Source organism: Streptococcus oralis (genome assembly GCF_003943825.1).
GTDB classification, from domain to species: domain Bacteria; phylum Bacillota; class Bacilli; order Lactobacillales; family Streptococcaceae; genus Streptococcus; species Streptococcus oralis_CD.
On sequence record NZ_RJNJ01000017.1, the window covers coordinates 1 to 16,162 of the forward strand.

The window sequence follows — 16,162 nt, forward strand, 5'->3', positions numbered from 1 at the left end:
GGAAGTGTGGCGACACATGTAGCGGACTAATACTAATAGCTCGAGGACTTATCCAAAGTAACTGAGAATACGAAGTGTGAGGTTTTCTTGGTATTTGATAGATATTCAATTTTGAGTAGGTATTACTCAGAGTTAAGTGACGATAGCCTAGGAGATACACCTGTACCCATGCCGAACACAGCAGTTAAGCCCTAGAACGCCGGAAGTAGTTGGGGGTTGCCCCCTGTGAGATATGGAAGTCGCTTAGCTCGAGGGAGTTTAGCTCAGCTGGGAGAGCATCTGCCTTACAAGCAGAGGGTCAGCGGTTCGATCCCGTTAACTCCCATTTTAGCGGGTGTAGTTTAGTGGTAAAACTACAGCCTTCCAAGCTGTTGTCGCGAGTTCGATTCTCGTCACCCGCTTTGAACTTTGTTCAATTACCAAGTTTTTTAAACTTGGGCGCGTAGCTCAGGTGGTTAGAGCGCACGCCTGATAAGCGTGAGGTCGGTGGTTCGAGTCCACTCGTGCCCATTTATAAATATGGTCCGTTGGTCAAGGGGTTAAGACACCGCCTTTTCACGGCGGTAACACGGGTTCGAATCCCGTACGGACTATTTATTGGAGGATTACCCAAGTCCGGCTGAAGGGAACGGTCTTGAAAACCGTCAGGCGTGTAAAAGCGTGCGTGGGTTCGAATCCCACATCCTCCTTTTTATATTAACGCGGGATGGAGCAGCTCGGTAGCTCGTCGGGCTCATAACCCGAAGGTCGTAGGTTCAAATCCTGCTCCCGCAATTTGGCTCGGTAGCTCAGTTGGTAGAGCAATGGATTGAAGCTCCATGTGTCGGCGGTTCGATTCCGTCTCGCGTGCGTGGGTTCGATCCCCATCACTCGCCTATTTTATATTATTGGGGTATAGCCAAGCGGTAAGGCAAGGGACTTTGACTCCCTCATGCGTTGGTTCGAATCCAGCTACCCCAGTTACTATTTGCCGGCGTGGCGGAATTGGCAGACGCGCTGGACTCAAAATCCAGTGTCCGCAAGGACGTGCCGGTTCGACCCCGGCCGCCGGTATAGTAATAAAGACAAGGCTTTCGGGCCTTGTTTTTTGTTTGGTAAAGATTTTGATTAAGTACAGATAACTGATGGATCATCTTTTTCTTCTTATTCTAATCATTTTTAGTGTATTTTTGGTATAATATTACTTATTCACAATTTATTTTGACTATGAAAGAGTTTGGTGATTAATGTCTCGGTCTGTTGAATTACTAAAGAAACGTTACTTAAAGAATATAAAAGAGAACCCAAATTTATTTATTGGGATTGAGTTAGAATATCCTATTGTAAATTTAGAGGGTAAAGCTACAGATGGTGAAGTTGTTAAGGATCTCTTTCGGTATTTACCATCAGTACTGGGCTTTACTATCGAAAAAGTGGATGATTTTGGGAATCCAATTCAGTTGCTTGATCCAGTCAGCCAAGATACGATCTTGTTTGAGGTTGCTTATACGACGATTGAGTTTGCATTCGGAAAGGCCGAATCTATCCAAGAGGTGGAAGAACGCTTTAACTTCTATATGGCTACGATTCAGAATAAGTTGGGGGAAGCTAATCATGCTATTGTTGGCCGCGGCATTCATCCTAACTGGGATAAAAATGAGAATTGTCCAGTGGCTTATCCACGCTATCAGATGTTGATGGATTATCTGAATTTGAGTAGAAATGTAACTAAATCAGATTTACATCATTTCCCTGAGTATGGTGCCTTTATCTGTGGAAGTCAGGTTCAACTAGACGTTTCAAGTTCCAACTACCTGCGTGTTATCAATGCTTTTACGCAAATTGAAGCCGCTAAAGCTTATTTGTTTGCAAACTCTGAGTTTTCAGGGGCAGATTGGGATACCAAAATTTCGAGAGATATTTTTTGGGAAGAATCCATGCATGGTATCTATCCAGAGAATGTTGGTGTCAATACTAGACTATTCAAAGATGAGGATGATTTTTTTGACTATCTAAATCATTCTGCGATTTTTACTGCGAATCGCGATGAACAAACCTATTATTTTTATCCGATTCAGGCTAGGGACTATTTGGCTACACCTGAAATCCAAGCATTCACCCTTAATGGGGATGAGGTTCTTATTTACCCTCAGGAGGAAGATTTCCAAACTCATCGTAGTTACCAGTACCAAGACTTAACGACTCGAGGGACTATCGAGTTTCGTAGTGTGTGTACCCAGCCGCTTGATAGGACTTTTGCTTCTGCTGCCTTTCACTTGGGCTTGTTGGTTCATTTAGACAAGCTTGAAGCTTACTTGCGAACTGCTCCATTTTTTACCACAGCTGGTCGTGATTATAAGCTTTTAAGACGACAATTTTCTAAAAAACAACTCACAGATGAAGAAGAAACTGCGGTTCTCGAGTTTTCTAAAGATTTACTCACCTTAGCTGAGGAAGGACTGGAGAAAAGAGATAAGCAAGAAATGGTTTATTTAGAGCCTTTGAAGAAAGAATTGGGATTATAATTTCTCTTATAAAGGGAGAATTTTCTGAAAAATCGTGATATAATGGAAGAGACTATAGATAAAGGATAGAGATTCATGACATTAGTTTATCAATCAACGCGTGATGCGAATAATACAGTAACTGCCAGCCAAGCTATTTTGCAAGGTTTGGCGACGGATGGTGGTCTGTTTACTCCGCTTACTTATCCAAAGGTGGATTTGGACTTTGACACATTAAAAGATGCTTCTTACCAAGAAGTGGCTAAATTAGTTTTATCAGCATTTTTAGATGACTTTACGGCTGAGGAGTTGGACTATTGTATCAACAATGCCTACGATAGCAAGTTTGATACTCCAGCTATTGCGCCATTGGTGAAACTGGATGGGCAATACAACTTGGAATTGTTCCATGGTTCAACCATTGCCTTTAAGGATATGGCCTTGTCTATCTTGCCATACTTTATGACGACAGCCGCTAAAAAGCATGGTTTGGAGAACAAAATCGTCATTTTGACAGCGACATCTGGTGATACTGGGAAAGCGGCTATGGCAGGGTTTGCGGATGTGCCTGGTACTGAGATCATCGTTTTTTATCCAAAGGATGGTGTCAGCAAGGTACAAGAGTTGCAAATGACTACTCAGACTGGCGACAATACTCATGTTATCGCTATTGATGGAAACTTTGATGATGCGCAAACAAATGTGAAACATATGTTTAACGATGTAGCTCTTCGTGAAAAGTTGGCTGCCAATAAACTGCAATTTTCATCAGCTAACTCTATGAACATTGGTCGTTTGGTACCACAGATTGTTTATTATGTTTATGCCTACGCTCAGTTGGTCAAGTCTGGTGAGATTGTGGCTGGTGAAAAGGTCAACTTCACAGTACCAACAGGAAACTTTGGAAATATCTTGGCTGCCTTTTATGCTAAACAAATTGGTCTGCCAGTTGGCAAATTGATCTGTGCTTCAAATGACAATAATGTTTTAACTGACTTCTTTAAAACACGTGTTTACGATAAGAAACGTGAGTTTAAGGTAACAACTAGTCCATCTATGGATATCTTAGTATCTTCAAACTTGGAGCGTTTGATTTTCCATCTTTTGGGGAATGATGCGGTTAAGACAGCTGAACTCATGAACGCCTTGAACACGCAAGGACAATATGAATTGACAGACTTTGATGCAGCGATTCTGGAACTCTTTGCAGCTGAATATGCGACGGAGGAAGAAACTGCGGCAGAAATTAAACGTGTTTATCAAACAGATGCCTACATCGAGGACCCACACACGGCGGTTGCCTCAGCTGTTTATAGAAAATACCAAGCGGCTACTGGGGATGCGGCTAAGACAGTGATTGCTTCAACAGCTAGTCCCTACAAGTTCCCAGTGGTTGCCGTAGAAGCGGTAACAGGAAAAGCAGGCTTGACTGACTTTGAAGCTTTGGCTCAATTACATGACATTTCAGGAGTGGCAGTGCCACCAGCGGTTGATGGCCTTGAAACAGCTCCAGTTCGTCATAAAACAACAGTGGCAGCTGCTGATATGCAAGCAGCGGTTGAGGCTTATCTAGGACTTTAAGACAGAGGGAGTAAACTCGGTTGGGAAACCAACTGAGTTTCTTTTCATCAGGAGGAGAGATTGTTTAAGAAAAATAAAGACATTCTTAATATTGCATTGCCAGCTATGGGTGAAAACTTTTTGCAGATGCTCATGGGAATGGTGGACAGTTACTTGGTCGCTCACTTGGGACTGATAGCTATTTCGGGTGTTTCAGTGGCTGGCAATATTATCACGATTTACCAGGCGATTTTTATCGCTCTAGGGGCTGCTATTTCTAGTGTTATTTCAAAAAGTTTGGGGCAGAAAGATCAGTCCAAGTTGGCTTATCATGTGACAGAGGCTCTCAAGATAACCCTATTGCTGAGTGCACTTTTAGGCGCCTTATCGCTCTTTGCTGGGCAAGAGATGATAGGACTCTTGGGCACGGAGAGGGATGTAGCCGAGAGTGGTGGGCTCTACCTATCTTTGGTAGGCGGATCGATTGTTCTCTTGGGCTTGATGACTAGTCTAGGGGCCTTGATTCGTGCAACGCATAATCCGCGTCTGCCTCTCTATGTTAGTCTTTTATCCAATGCCTTGAATATTCTTTTTTCAAGTCTAGCTATTTTTGTCCTTGATATGGGCATAGCGGGTGTTGCTTGGGGGACTATCTTGTCTCGCTTAGTCGGTCTTGTGATTTTGTGGTCGCAATTAAAGCTGCCTTTTGAGAAACCGACTTTTGGTTTAGATAAGGAACTATTGACTTTGGCTTTGCCAGCGGCAGGAGAACGTCTCATGATGCGGGCTGGAGATGTAGTGATCATTGCCTTGGTTGTTTCTTTTGGGACGGAGGCAGTAGCGGGAAATGCAGTCGGAGAAGTCTTGACCCAGTTTAACTATATGCCTGCCTTTGGCGTCGCTACGGCGACGGTCATGCAGGTAGCTCGAGCAGTTGGAGAGGATAACTGGGAAAGCGTAGATGATTTGAGCAAGCAAACCTTTTGGCTTTCCCTGCTTCTCATGTTGCCCTTAACTCTCAGTATCTATGCCTTGGGGACACCATTGACTCATCTCTATACGACCAATCCTGTAGCAGTCGAAGCGAGCGTTTTGGTGGCACTGTTCTCTCTACTAGGAACCCCCATGGCGACAGGGACAGTTATATATACGGCAGTTTGGCAGGGCTTGGGAAATGCTCGCCTCCCCTTTTATGCGACAAGTATTGGGATGTGGTGTATCCGTATAGGGACAGCTTATCTGATGGGGCTTGTTCTTGGTTGGGGCTTGCCTGGTATTTGGGCAGGGACTCTCTTGGATAATGGTTTTCGCTGGTTATTTCTACGTTACCGTTACCAGCGTTATATGAGCTTGAAAGGATAGGAAATGCAAAAAACAGCATTTATTTGGGATTTAGACGGGACTTTATTGGACTCTTACGAAGCGATTTTGTCAGGGATTGAGGAGACCTTTGCTCAGTTTTCTATTCCTTATGATAAGGAAAAAGTGAGAGAGTTTATCCTCAGGTACTCTGTGCAGGATTTGCTGGAGCAGGTGGCAGAAGAGAGAAACCTGGATGCGGAAGTGCTCAATCAGGTGCGTGCCCAAAGTCTGGCTGAGAAGAATACTCAGGTAGTTTTGATGCCAGGTGCGCGTGAAGTGCTAGCTTGGGCAGACCAAGCAGGGATTCAGCAGTTTGTCTATACTCATAAGGGGGACAATGCTTTTACCATTCTCAGAGACTTGGGGTTGGAATCCTATTTTACAGAGATTTTAACCAGTCAGAGCGGTTTTGAGCGGAAGCCAAGTCCACAAGCGGCTAACTATCTGTTAGACAAGTATCAGCTGGATCCTAATAATACCTATTATATAGGAGACCGGACTTTGGATGTGGAATTTGCCCAGAATAGTGGCCTTCAAAGCATCAACTTTTTAGAGTCTTCTTATGAAGGGAATCACAGGATTCAAGCACTGGCAGATATTCCTCGTATTTCTGAGGATTGGGGACGAGAAGATTGTGTCAGTTTTGTGACAGAAACCTAACAAACTATTTCAAGTAATCGAGTTTGTTACAGGGAATAGACAGTTCTGTTAAATAGGCCCGAGAGGGCTTTTTTTCTGCTTTTTTTGTGTTATGATAGACAGGTACTCATTTGAAAGGAATATGAACGAATGAAGAAAAGAATTATTTTAGCCTCAACTGTAGCCTTGTCTCTTGCTCCCGCATTAGGAGCTAAAACTCAAGAAATCTCTTGGACAGCACGTAGCGTTGAGCAAATCCAAAATGACGTAACTAAAAACGAAAACAAAAACAGCTATACAGTTCAGTATGGTGATACCCTGAGCATGATTGCAGAAGCTTTGGGAGTAGATGTGACGGTTCTTGCTAATTTGAACAAAATCACCAATATGGACTTGATTTTCCCAGATACTGTCCTCACTACAACTGTCAATGAGGCAGAAGAGGTAACGGAAGTTGAAATCCAAGCTCCTCAAGCAGATGCTAGTGAAGAAGTGACGACTGCGACAGCTGATTTGACGACAAATCAAGTGACAGTCGATGAACAAACAGTTCAAGTAGAAGACCTTTCTCAACCAATTGAGGAAGCTCCAACTGCAACCGAGACTGAAAAACCAGCAGAAGTAGCGCCAAGTTCAGAAGTTTCTGAGACAGCGACAGTTGCTGAAGAGACACCGTCTACAGAAACACCTGTAGCTGAAGAAACAGCTGAAACGACTCCAGTGGAAGCACCAGTAGCAGAAACAACTCGCCCAGTTGAAGAAGAAGCTCCTCAAGCAGCGACTACAGTAACCGAAGAAACAGCAGCAACGACTCCAGCAGAAGCACCAGTAGCAGCGACTCCAGCTACGGAAGAAACGGTAGCAACAACTCCAGCAACTGCACCAGCAACTTCTGACACTGCAACTTCGACTTATCAAGCAGAGCAAAGCCAAACTCCTTCAAGAACTTATTCAGCTCCAGCGGCTCCTGACTATGCAGGACTTGCTGTAGCTAAGTCTGAGAATGCAGGTCTTCAACCGCAAACGGCAGCCTTTAAGGAAGAAATCGCCAACTTGTTTGGCATCACATCCTTTAGTGGCTATCGTCCTGGTGACAGTGGGGACCATGGTAAAGGTTTGGCCATCGACTTCATGGTTCCAGTGAGTTCAGCACTTGGTGATCAAATCGCGGAATATGCAGTCAAAAATATGGCCAGCCGTGGTATCAACTATATCATCTGGAAACAACGTTTCTACGCTCCATATGATAGTAAATATGGACCAGCCTACACGTGGAATCCAATGCCGGATCGTGGTAGTGTGACCGAAAACCACTATGACCACGTTCACGTATCAATGAACTAATCATTAAAATGGAAGTTGGGAACTGATTGAGTTCCCGCTTCTTTTTTGCGTGTCATTCCTTTAGGGTAAAAGGGATAAATATGAGGAAGTGAGTAATATTTCAAGAGAATGTAAGCATATTACTTGATTTATTTTTTGGGTTGCATTATACTTGATAAGTCAATTGTTGATAAATCAACTTTAAAGGAGAAAGATTTATGGTAGCAATCCATGATTTACTGTATCAACTACGATTAGCAGATCAGTCAATGACACAACTATTTGAACGCCAATTGGGAATTAGTCTGACTCGTTATCAAATCTTATGTTTCTTAATCGATCAGTCTCCGTGTAATCAAATAGCAGTTCAGGATAGATTGAAGATTGATCAGGCTGCCTTGACAAGGCACTTTAAAATTTTGGAAAAGGAAGGTTTGGTTAATCGACGTCGGAATCCTGAAAACCAGAGGGAGGTTTTGGTGGAAGCGACAGACTTTGCGAGAGAACAACTAATAACCAACTCTCCTCAACAACATATAAACGTAAAAAATCAGATGGAGAGTGTACTTACAAAAGGAGAGCGAGAAGAGTTCAGTCGCTTGTTAGAAAAGTTGATATCTGGCTTAGAAGAGATAAAAATTTAAGGAGAAGAATATGTCTATTTTTACAATTATTTTAGCAACTATCGTTGCCTTGGAGCATTTTTACATTTTTTATTTGGAAAGTGTGGCTACGCAATCAGATACTACTAGTCGAGTATTTAATGTGGATAAGGAAGAACTGGCTCGTCCTTCAGTGAGTTCATTATTTAAAAATCAAGGAATTTATAATGCTTTGATAGGGGCCTTTCTCTTGTACGGGATTTATTTCTCACAAAGTTTGGAAATTGTGACCATCTTTGTTTTATTTGTGCTTGGTGCAGCGACCTACGGTTCTCTGACGGCAGACAAGAAGATTATTCTGAAGCAAGGTGGGCCTGCTATTTTGACTCTGCTGAGTATGTTACTTTTGAAATAAAAAAACCAGCGTCCTGAACGACGCTGGTTTTTGTAGACTCTTATCCATTTCGACGTTTACGGGCTAGTAGGGCTCTGTAAAAGAAGATGTGATTGTTCTGGATATAGGGAAGGATTGAAAAACTAGCAATTCCAAAAGTGAGCCAGTTGAGGAAGTACCAAGGGAGTAGTTGTAGGTCGAGGACAAAGCGCTGGAATTTGTAACCCTTCATCAAGAAACGGCTGGTTTTCAGGATTTGCCTTGGTTTAGCTTGGCCTAAATCCAGAGTGTCGCAGAGGAGGAATTCTACCTGCGAGTAGGCATAATGTTGCGGAACATAGAGGATGTTCCCTACAATCATCAAGATGAGACTCGCGAAAAAGTAGAGGCCAAAGGTCATAAGGAACTGCTCTGTTTCAAGGGATGAGAGGTCTAATTTTGGAAATTCAGGATGTAGGGCGACAAATCTCCGAGCTAAGAGATTGCTATAAAAGAGAAAATAAACGCCTACTAAGTTTGGAATGCTCCATAAAAAGAGGTAGAAACGTTTGAGGAGCAGAGTTAGGAAGGTTTGCGAGAAGCGCTCTGCAGCAAAGAGGGCCAGGCTTGATTTTACTGAGAGTTCTGTATCAGGATCCTTGAGGAGTCGGAGTGTCGCAAAAGCAGCACCTGCTAGAAAAATCGTGCTCATAAAAGAAACCACTAGCGGGAAGAGATAGGCTTGGAGCACTTGTGCTAGCATGCTGAAAAATGATTGCTCTAAAACACTTTCTTGGAGACGAGCCAAGGGGTTGAGAAAGCCTGACAAGATGACCAGCATACTAGGTAAGAGATAGACGAGAAAGAGGCGGGGATTTTCAGCCTGAAACTGCCTCGTCTGCAGACGAATGGTTTTTAAATCAATTTTTGGGTATTTCATTCTTTCATTATACCATAGTTCGTGACAGTTCCTGGTTTTTTTGATAAAATCATACAGTATGCCTTTGGGCACAAAGTATGAACTGGGACTGTCTTTCCCAGCTTCGGAGGTAGAAAATGTCAGATTCACCAATCAAATACCGTTTGATTAAGAAAGAAAAACATACAGGAGCTCGTCTGGGAGAAATCATCACCCCGCACGGTACCTTTCCAACGCCTATGTTTATGCCAGTTGGGACCCAAGCTACTGTAAAAACCCAGTCACCAGAGGAGTTGAAGGAGATGGGATCAGGGATTATCCTCTCTAATACCTATCATCTCTGGCTTCGCCCTGGAGATGAACTCATCGCACGCGCAGGTGGTCTCCACAAGTTCATGAATTGGGACCAACCAATCTTGACGGATAGTGGTGGTTTCCAGGTTTATTCCCTAGCTGATAGCCGAAATATCACCGAAGAAGGAGTAACCTTTAAAAACCATCTCAATGGTTCCAAGATGTTTCTATCGCCAGAAAAGGCCATCTCTATTCAGAATAATCTAGGCTCCGACATCATGATGTCTTTTGATGAATGTCCTCAGTTTTACCAACCTTATGACTACGTTAAGAAATCAATCGAGCGTACTAGCCGTTGGGCTGAGCGTGGTTTGAAGGCTCACCGTCGCCCGCATGACCAAGGTTTGTTTGGAATTGTACAGGGGGCAGGCTTTGAAGACCTTCGCCGTCAGTCAGCTCATGACCTTGTCAGCATGGATTTCCCAGGCTACTCTATCGGTGGTTTGGCAGTGGGAGAAACGCACGAAGAAATGAATGCCGTCTTGGACTTTACAACCCAACTTCTTCCTGAAAACAAACCTCGCTATTTGATGGGTGTGGGAGCGCCAGATAGCTTGATTGATGGGGTTATTCGTGGTGTGGATATGTTTGACTGTGTCTTGCCGACTCGTATCGCTCGTAACGGGACTTGTATGACCAGTCAAGGTCGTTTGGTTGTCAAAAATGCCCAATTCGCTGAAGACTTTATGCCACTGGATCCTGAGTGCGATTGCTACACATGTAAGAACTATACACGCGCTTATCTTCGCCACCTACTCAAGGCAGACGAAACCTTTGGTATCCGCTTGACTAGTTACCACAATCTCTACTTCTTGCTCAATCTGATGAAGCAAGTGCGTCAAGCCATCATGGATGACAATCTCTTGGAATTTCGTGAGTATTTTGTAGAAAAATATGGCTACAACAAGTCAGGACGCAATTTTTAAAGTGTAAAAATAGAATGCCAAAATCCTAAGTTTTCTCTTAGGATTTTTCCTATTTTTTTGATAGAATAGGGAGTATAATGGAATGGAAATTAGGTGGTGTTTTGCTTCCTAATTTAATGGAGAATAGACTCGTATGCGTATTAAATGGTTTTCCTTGATTAGGATTACAGGTTTACTTTTGGTGCTTTTGTACCACTTCTTTCAAACGATCTTTCCTGGAGGATTCTTTGGGGTAGATGTCTTTTTCACTTTTTCAGGATTTTTGATCACCTCCCTCCTTTTAGAAGAATTTGGGAAGGCACGCCAGATTGATTTACTGGGCTTTTTTAAGAGACGGTTTTACCGCATCGTGCCACCTGTGGTGCTGATGGTTTTGGTGACCATGCCTTTTACTTTCTTGGTTCGTCAAGACTATGTTGCTGGAATTGGTGGCCAGATAGCTGGAGTTCTCGGTTTTATGACCAACTTCTACGAAATGTTAACAGGGGGCAGTTATGAATCCCAGTTCATTCCGCATCTCTTTGTTCACAACTGGAGTCTAGCTGTTGAGGTTCACTACTATATCCTTTGGGGCTTAGCGGTTTGGTTCTTATCGAAACGTTCAAAATCTAGTAGTCAATTGAGAGGGATGGTCTTTCTCCTTTCTGCGGGAGCTTTTATCATTAGCTTTTTCTCCATGTTTATTGGTAGTCTAATGGCTAGTTCCTATTCATCTGTCTACTTTTCAAGTTTGACCCATGTCTATCCCTTCTTTTTAGGAAGCATTTTGGCGACAGTTGTGGGGGTTCGTCAGACGAGCGATTTAGTCAAGCAATTTGACCGGATGTGGGATCTTCGTCAGAATCTACTAGTATTTGCTGCAGGCCTCTTGGTATTAGTACTCTTGACCTTCTTTGTCAAGTTTACCTACCTGTTTGCGTACTTATTTGGCTTCTTGCTAGCAAGTTTAGCGGCAGTGACTATGATTTTTGCTGCGCGTGTCTTACATGAGAAAACGCCTGAGATACAAGAACCTCGGATCATTACATTTTTAGCGGATACCAGCTACGCGGTTTATCTTTTCCACTGGCCTTTTTATATTATCTTTTCTCAGTTGATGAGTAATCTGCCTGCTGTTATTCTGACGATCATCTTTTCTTATTTCTTTGCTATCCTATCCTTCTATATTATTGAGCCATTGATTGCCGGTAAATCCAATCCTTTAATACGGAAGATTAGTCGATTGCCTCATATTAAACCAATTAGTGCTGGTGGTGCTGGCATTCTTACCCTGCTTACCTTGATTATCATAGCTGTGGCTCCTCATGTTGGAGCTTTTGAGACAGACTTGATGGTCAATGGTTTCAAACAAGCCCAAACCAATATAGGACAAACAAAGACTCTTGCTGAACAAGCTGAACTGAGTCGCCTAGGAATTTCTGAGGGAACAAGCCTAATAGGAGATTCGGTAGCCTTGCGTGCCAATACAGCCTTACAAGAGGCACTTCCTGAAGCGAATATCAATGCCCAGGTTAGTCGAACGACCAAGCAAGCCAATGACATTATGCTCAATAACAGTCAGAACAAGGCGCTGCTAAAAACAGTTGTCATTGCAACGGGAGTCAACAATCCTGAAGGTTACAAGAATGATTTGGACAGCATCGTGAACAATCTACCGAAAGGACACCATCTGATACTGGTGACACCTTATGAGGGAGACAAGAGCAAGGACACTTACACATCAGTGGAGCAGTATGCGGCTTATGCACGGGAATTAGCTGAAAAGAATCCTTACGTAAGCATCGCTGACTGGAATAAGGTTGCTAAGGAACACCCTGAAATCTGGGCTGGAACTGACCAAGTCCACTTTGGAAATGATAGCAACATGATTGAAGAAGGTGCTAAACTTTACGCAGAGACGATTTCAGCTGCTGTTAAGGCTGCTCAAGAACTGCCTGTAAAATCAAAATAAGATCAAAGAGTTGGAGAAATCCAGCTCTTTTAAAATATCTCTAGAAAATAGGTCTATACCATTTACAAATGAAAAAGAAAGGTTTATAATGTAATTGACATAATAAATTCTAGAATCAATCTATCAAGGAGGTTATCATTATGCCTAATTATATTAAAGCTGATCAGTTTTTCTACCCACACGGAGTTCGTCGTGGCGGTTACTTGGAACTTGTGGATGGCAAGTTTGGCAAACATGTAGAACAGATTCCTGAAGGAGCTGAGGTGATTGACTATACAGGTTATAGCATTGCCCCAGGACTTGTGGATACCCATATTCATGGATTTGGTGGTGTCGATGTCATGGACAATAACATCGAAGGGACCCTTCATACCATGAGTGAAGGATTGCTTAGCATGGGTGTTACCAGCTTCTTGCCAACGACGTTGACTTCCTCTTACGAGCAGTTGCTTGCGGTAACTGAAAATATCGGTGCTCGTTACCAGGAAGCCAGTGGAGCCAAGATTCGTGGAATCTATTTTGAAGGGCCTTATTTCACAGAGAAATACAAGGGGGCTCAAAACCCTGCCTATATGAAAGACCCTCGTATGGATGAGTTTCGTGCTTGGCAAAAAGCAGCCAATGGCTTGCTCAATAAAATCGCCCTTGCGCCAGAACGCGAAGGTGTAGAAGACTTTGTTCGTACGGTTACGGGGGAAGGTGTGACCGTTGCTCTGGGACACTCAAATGCGACTTTTGATGAAGCTAAAAAAGCAGTCGATGCTGGAGCAAGCGTTTGGGTACATGCCTACAATGGGATGCGTGGGTTGACTCACCGTGAGCTCGGTATGGTGGGAGCAATGTATGAATTGCCACATACTTACGCTGAATTGATTTGTGATGGTCACCACGTAGATCCAAAGGCCTGTGACATTTTGCTCAAGCAAAAAGGAACTGAAAATATCGCCCTTATCACAGACTGTATGACAGCTGGTGGCTTGGAAGACGGTGACTACATGTTGGGAGAATTCCCAGTAGTCGTGGCTAATGGAACTGCTCGCCTCAAATCGACAGGCAATTTGGCAGGTTCTATACTCAAACTTAAGGACGGTTTGAAGAATGTGGTCGAATGGGGCATTGCGAATCCACATGAAGCAGTCATGATGGCCAGCCTCAACCCAGCAAAATCTGTTCACATCGATGATGTCTGTGGTCAAATCCGTGAAGGTTACGATGCCGACTTTATCGTACTAGACAAAGATTTGGAATTGGTAGCAACCTACCTAGACGGTGTGAAACGTTATCAAGCCTAAGAAGATAAAATAGGGGTCAATAAAGGACTCCTATTTTTATGATAGGCTGAAAAGGTATTTAAAGAAGTCTTCCTAGAGGGAAAGGCAAGCAAAATCCTTTTCTTGTAATTAAAAATTAGATATAATATACGATACAAAGGAAGTAGTAAGAATGTATCGTGTTATAGAAATGTATGGGGACTTTGAACCGTGGTGGTTCATAGAAGGTTGGGAAGAAGATGTCATCATGAGTCAATCTTTTGACAAGTATTATGATGCTCTAAAATATTATAAATCACGCTGGTTTGAGCTGGAAAAGAAGAATCCTCTTTATAAGAGTCGGAGTGATTTGATGACTATTTTTTGGGATCCTGCTGATAAACGCTGGTGTGATGAGTGTGATGAGTATTTGCAGCAGTACCATTCTTTGGCACTTTTACAGGATGAGCAAGTCATCCCCGATGAAAAGCTACGTCCAGGCTACGAAAAACAAACAGGTCAAGAAAAACACCGTTCTTGCCGTATGAAATGGAGATAAAAAGTAACTTTTTAAGTTGCTTTTTTTATTTTTTTGCGAATAGTTAGATAAGGAGGGCGGTATGGTACAAGAAATTGCACAGAAAATTATTGCTACTGCGAAAGAAAAGAAGGCTCAGGATATCTATTTTATCCCCAAGGAAAAGTCCTACGAGCTTCACATGCGGGTTGGAGACGAACGGTGTCTAATTGATTCCTATGAGTTTGAGGTTTTAGCTGCAGTGATTAGTCATTTTAAGTTTGTAGCGGGTATGAATGTAGGAGAGAAGAGACGTAGTCAGCTGGGATCTTGCGACTATCAGCATGGGGAGAAGAAGTCTTCTCTGCGTTTGTCTACCGTGGGAGATTATCGGGGACATGAGAGTTTGGTCATTCGTTTGTTGCACGATGAGGAGCAGGAGCTGCATTTCTGGTTTCAGGATATGAACGAACTGGGTGAGCAGTACAGGCAACGGGGCCTCTATCTCTTTGCAGGTCCAGTCGGCAGTGGCAAGACGACCTTGATGCACGAATTAGCCAAGTCCCTCTTTAAGGGGCAGCAAGTTATGTCTATCGAAGACCCAGTAGAAATCAAGCAGGAAGACATGCTCCAATTGCAGTTGAATGAGGCGATTGGATTGACCTATGAAAATCTGATCAAACTGTCTCTCCGACATCGTCCGGATCTCCTGATTATCGGTGAAATTCGTGACAGCGAGACGGCGCGTGCAGTGTTCAGAGCTAGTTTGACAGGTGCGACGGTCTTTTCAACCATTCATGCCAAAAGTATCCGAGGTGTTTATGAACGCCTTCTGGAGTTGGGTGTGACGGAGGAGGAACTAGCAGTTGTTCTGCAAGGAGTCTGCTACCAGAGATTAATCGGGGGAGGAGGAATCGTTGACTTTGCAAACAAAGACTATCAAGAACACCAGCCAACTAGCTGGAATGAGCAGATTGATCAGCTTCTTAAAGATGGACATATCACAAGTCTTCAGGCTGAAACGGAAAAAATTAGCTACAGCTAAGCAGAAGAAAATCATCACCTTGTTTAACAACCTCTTCTCCAGTGGCTTTCATTTGGTGGAAATTATTTCTTTCTTGGGAAGAAGTGCCCTGCTAGAAAAGGACTATGTGGCCCAGATGCACCAAGGCTTGGCTCAGGGGAAATCATTCTCAGAAATGATGAACAGCTTGGGCTTTTCAAGTGCTATTGTGACCCAGTTATCTCTAGCTGAAGCCCATGGAAATCTTCACCTGAGTTTGGGAAAGATAGAAGAATATCTGGATAATTTGTCCAAGGTCAAGAAGAAGTTAATTGAAGTAGCGACCTATCCTTTGATTTTACTGGGATTTCTCCTGCTAATCATGTTGGGGCTCAGGAATTATTTGCTCCCCCAACTGGACAGTAGCAATATTGCCACTCAAATCATCGGCAATCTGCCACAAATATTTCTGGGACTAGTGCTGGTTTGCTCTCTATCTTTACTTTTAGCCCTCACTTTTTACAAAAGAAGTTCCAAGATGCGGGTCTTCTTGATGTTAGCGCGGATTCCCTTTCTAGGAATCTTTGTCCAGACCTATCTGACGGCCTATTACGCTCGTGAATGGGGCAATATGATTTCACAGGGGATGGGGCTGACGCAGATTTTTCAGATCATGCAGGAACAGGGTTCTCAGCTCTTTAAAGAAATCGGTCAAGATCTGGCTCAAGCCCTGCAAAATGGTCGCGGATTTTCTCAGACTATAGGAACCTATCCTTTCTTTAAAAAGGAGTTGAGTCTCATCATCGAGTATGGAGAAGTCAAGTCCAAGCTAGGGAGTGAGTTGGAAATCTATGCAGAAAAGACTTGGGAAGCCTTTTTTACCCGAGTCAACCGCACCAT

General features: G+C 43.2%; 14 protein-coding genes, 9 tRNA genes and 1 rRNA gene. 23 read left to right on the forward strand and 1 reads right to left on the reverse strand.

What is annotated here, in order from left to right; genetic code table 11:
- Positions 1-132 precede the first annotated feature (132 nt).
- The 17 genes from rrf (at position 133) to D8863_RS10095 (ending at position 8,384) form a co-directional block, all read left to right on the forward strand.
- Positions 133-248, forward strand: a 5S ribosomal RNA gene (gene rrf / locus D8863_RS10015).
- 4 nt (positions 249-252) lie between these two features.
- Positions 253-325, forward strand: a tRNA-Val gene (locus D8863_RS10020).
- A 5-nt stretch (positions 326-330) separates the two neighbouring features.
- Positions 331-401, forward strand: a tRNA-Gly gene (locus D8863_RS10025).
- Positions 402-436: 35 nt separating this feature from the next.
- Positions 437-510 (forward strand) — tRNA-Ile (locus D8863_RS10030).
- Positions 511-521: 11 nt separating this feature from the next.
- Positions 522-593 (forward strand) — tRNA-Glu (locus D8863_RS10035).
- A gap of 6 nt (positions 594-599) precedes the next feature.
- A tRNA-Ser gene (locus tag D8863_RS10040) sits at positions 600-689 on the forward strand.
- 11 nt (positions 690-700) lie between these two features.
- Positions 701-774: transfer RNA gene (locus tag D8863_RS10045), tRNA-Met, on the forward strand.
- Positions 775-777: 3 nt separating this feature from the next.
- Positions 778-851 (forward strand) — tRNA-Phe (locus tag D8863_RS10050).
- A 37-nt stretch (positions 852-888) separates the two neighbouring features.
- A tRNA-Gln gene (locus D8863_RS10055) sits at positions 889-960 on the forward strand.
- A gap of 9 nt (positions 961-969) precedes the next feature.
- Positions 970-1,053: transfer RNA gene (locus D8863_RS10060), tRNA-Leu, on the forward strand.
- A gap of 173 nt (positions 1,054-1,226) precedes the next feature.
- The gene (locus tag D8863_RS10065) at positions 1,227-2,504 is read left to right on the forward strand and encodes a glutamate-cysteine ligase family protein (RefSeq protein ID WP_125441821.1); all 1,278 of its coding nucleotides are present in this window, start codon (positions 1,227-1,229) and stop codon (positions 2,502-2,504) included.
- Positions 2,505-2,579: 75 nt separating this feature from the next.
- Entirely contained in the window at positions 2,580-4,064 is a 1,485-nt protein-coding gene (thrC, locus tag D8863_RS10070) for a threonine synthase (RefSeq protein ID WP_125441822.1), read from the forward strand.
- Between the two features lie 60 nt (positions 4,065-4,124).
- On the forward strand, positions 4,125-5,405 hold the full coding sequence (locus tag D8863_RS10075; protein ID WP_125441823.1) for an MATE family efflux transporter: 1,281 nt from the start codon (positions 4,125-4,127) through the stop codon (positions 5,403-5,405).
- A gap of 3 nt (positions 5,406-5,408) precedes the next feature.
- Entirely contained in the window at positions 5,409-6,065 is a 657-nt protein-coding gene (locus tag D8863_RS10080) for an HAD family hydrolase (protein ID WP_125441824.1), read from the forward strand.
- Between the two features lie 129 nt (positions 6,066-6,194).
- A complete protein-coding gene (locus D8863_RS10085) occupies positions 6,195-7,388 on the forward strand; it encodes a LysM peptidoglycan-binding domain-containing protein (RefSeq protein ID WP_125441825.1) in 1,194 nt (397 codons plus the stop codon).
- Positions 7,389-7,585: 197 nt separating this feature from the next.
- Complete coding sequence (locus tag D8863_RS10090) at positions 7,586-8,011, forward strand: MarR family winged helix-turn-helix transcriptional regulator (protein ID WP_125441826.1); 426 nt, start codon at positions 7,586-7,588, stop codon at positions 8,009-8,011.
- Between the two features lie 10 nt (positions 8,012-8,021).
- Positions 8,022-8,384, forward strand: a complete 363-nt coding sequence (locus D8863_RS10095; protein ID WP_125441827.1) for a DUF1304 domain-containing protein — start codon at positions 8,022-8,024, stop codon at positions 8,382-8,384.
- A 40-nt stretch (positions 8,385-8,424) separates the two neighbouring features.
- On the opposite strand, the gene D8863_RS10100 is transcribed toward D8863_RS10095, so the two are convergent.
- On the reverse strand, positions 8,425-9,282 hold the full coding sequence (locus tag D8863_RS10100) for a DUF975 family protein (protein WP_125441828.1): 858 nt from the start codon (positions 9,280-9,282) through the stop codon (positions 8,425-8,427).
- Positions 9,283-9,398: 116 nt separating this feature from the next.
- Here D8863_RS10100 and tgt point away from each other — a divergent pair, with 116 nt between their 5' ends.
- From tgt to comGB, 6 genes are all read left to right on the forward strand, one after another.
- Positions 9,399-10,541: a tRNA guanosine(34) transglycosylase Tgt gene (gene tgt, locus D8863_RS10105; protein ID WP_084868870.1), complete on the forward strand. Its 1,143-nt coding sequence runs from the start codon at positions 9,399-9,401 to the stop codon at positions 10,539-10,541.
- A 133-nt stretch (positions 10,542-10,674) separates the two neighbouring features.
- Positions 10,675-12,492: an acyltransferase family protein gene (locus tag D8863_RS10110; protein WP_125441829.1), complete on the forward strand. Its 1,818-nt coding sequence runs from the start codon at positions 10,675-10,677 to the stop codon at positions 12,490-12,492.
- 140 nt (positions 12,493-12,632) lie between these two features.
- The gene (gene nagA, locus D8863_RS10115; protein ID WP_001134437.1) at positions 12,633-13,784 is read left to right on the forward strand and encodes an N-acetylglucosamine-6-phosphate deacetylase; all 1,152 of its coding nucleotides are present in this window, start codon (positions 12,633-12,635) and stop codon (positions 13,782-13,784) included.
- 151 nt (positions 13,785-13,935) lie between these two features.
- Positions 13,936-14,301 (forward strand): DUF1033 family protein, encoded by a 366-nt coding sequence (locus tag D8863_RS10120; RefSeq protein ID WP_061421836.1) that lies wholly within the window; start codon positions 13,936-13,938, stop codon positions 14,299-14,301.
- A 61-nt stretch (positions 14,302-14,362) separates the two neighbouring features.
- The gene (gene comGA / locus D8863_RS10125) at positions 14,363-15,304 is read left to right on the forward strand and encodes a competence type IV pilus ATPase ComGA (RefSeq protein WP_061421835.1); all 942 of its coding nucleotides are present in this window, start codon (positions 14,363-14,365) and stop codon (positions 15,302-15,304) included.
- A partial coding sequence (gene comGB / locus D8863_RS10130) for a competence type IV pilus assembly protein ComGB (RefSeq protein WP_125441830.1) occupies positions 15,252-16,162 on the forward strand: 911 nt, incomplete at its 3' end. The genes comGA and comGB, both read left to right, overlap by 53 nt.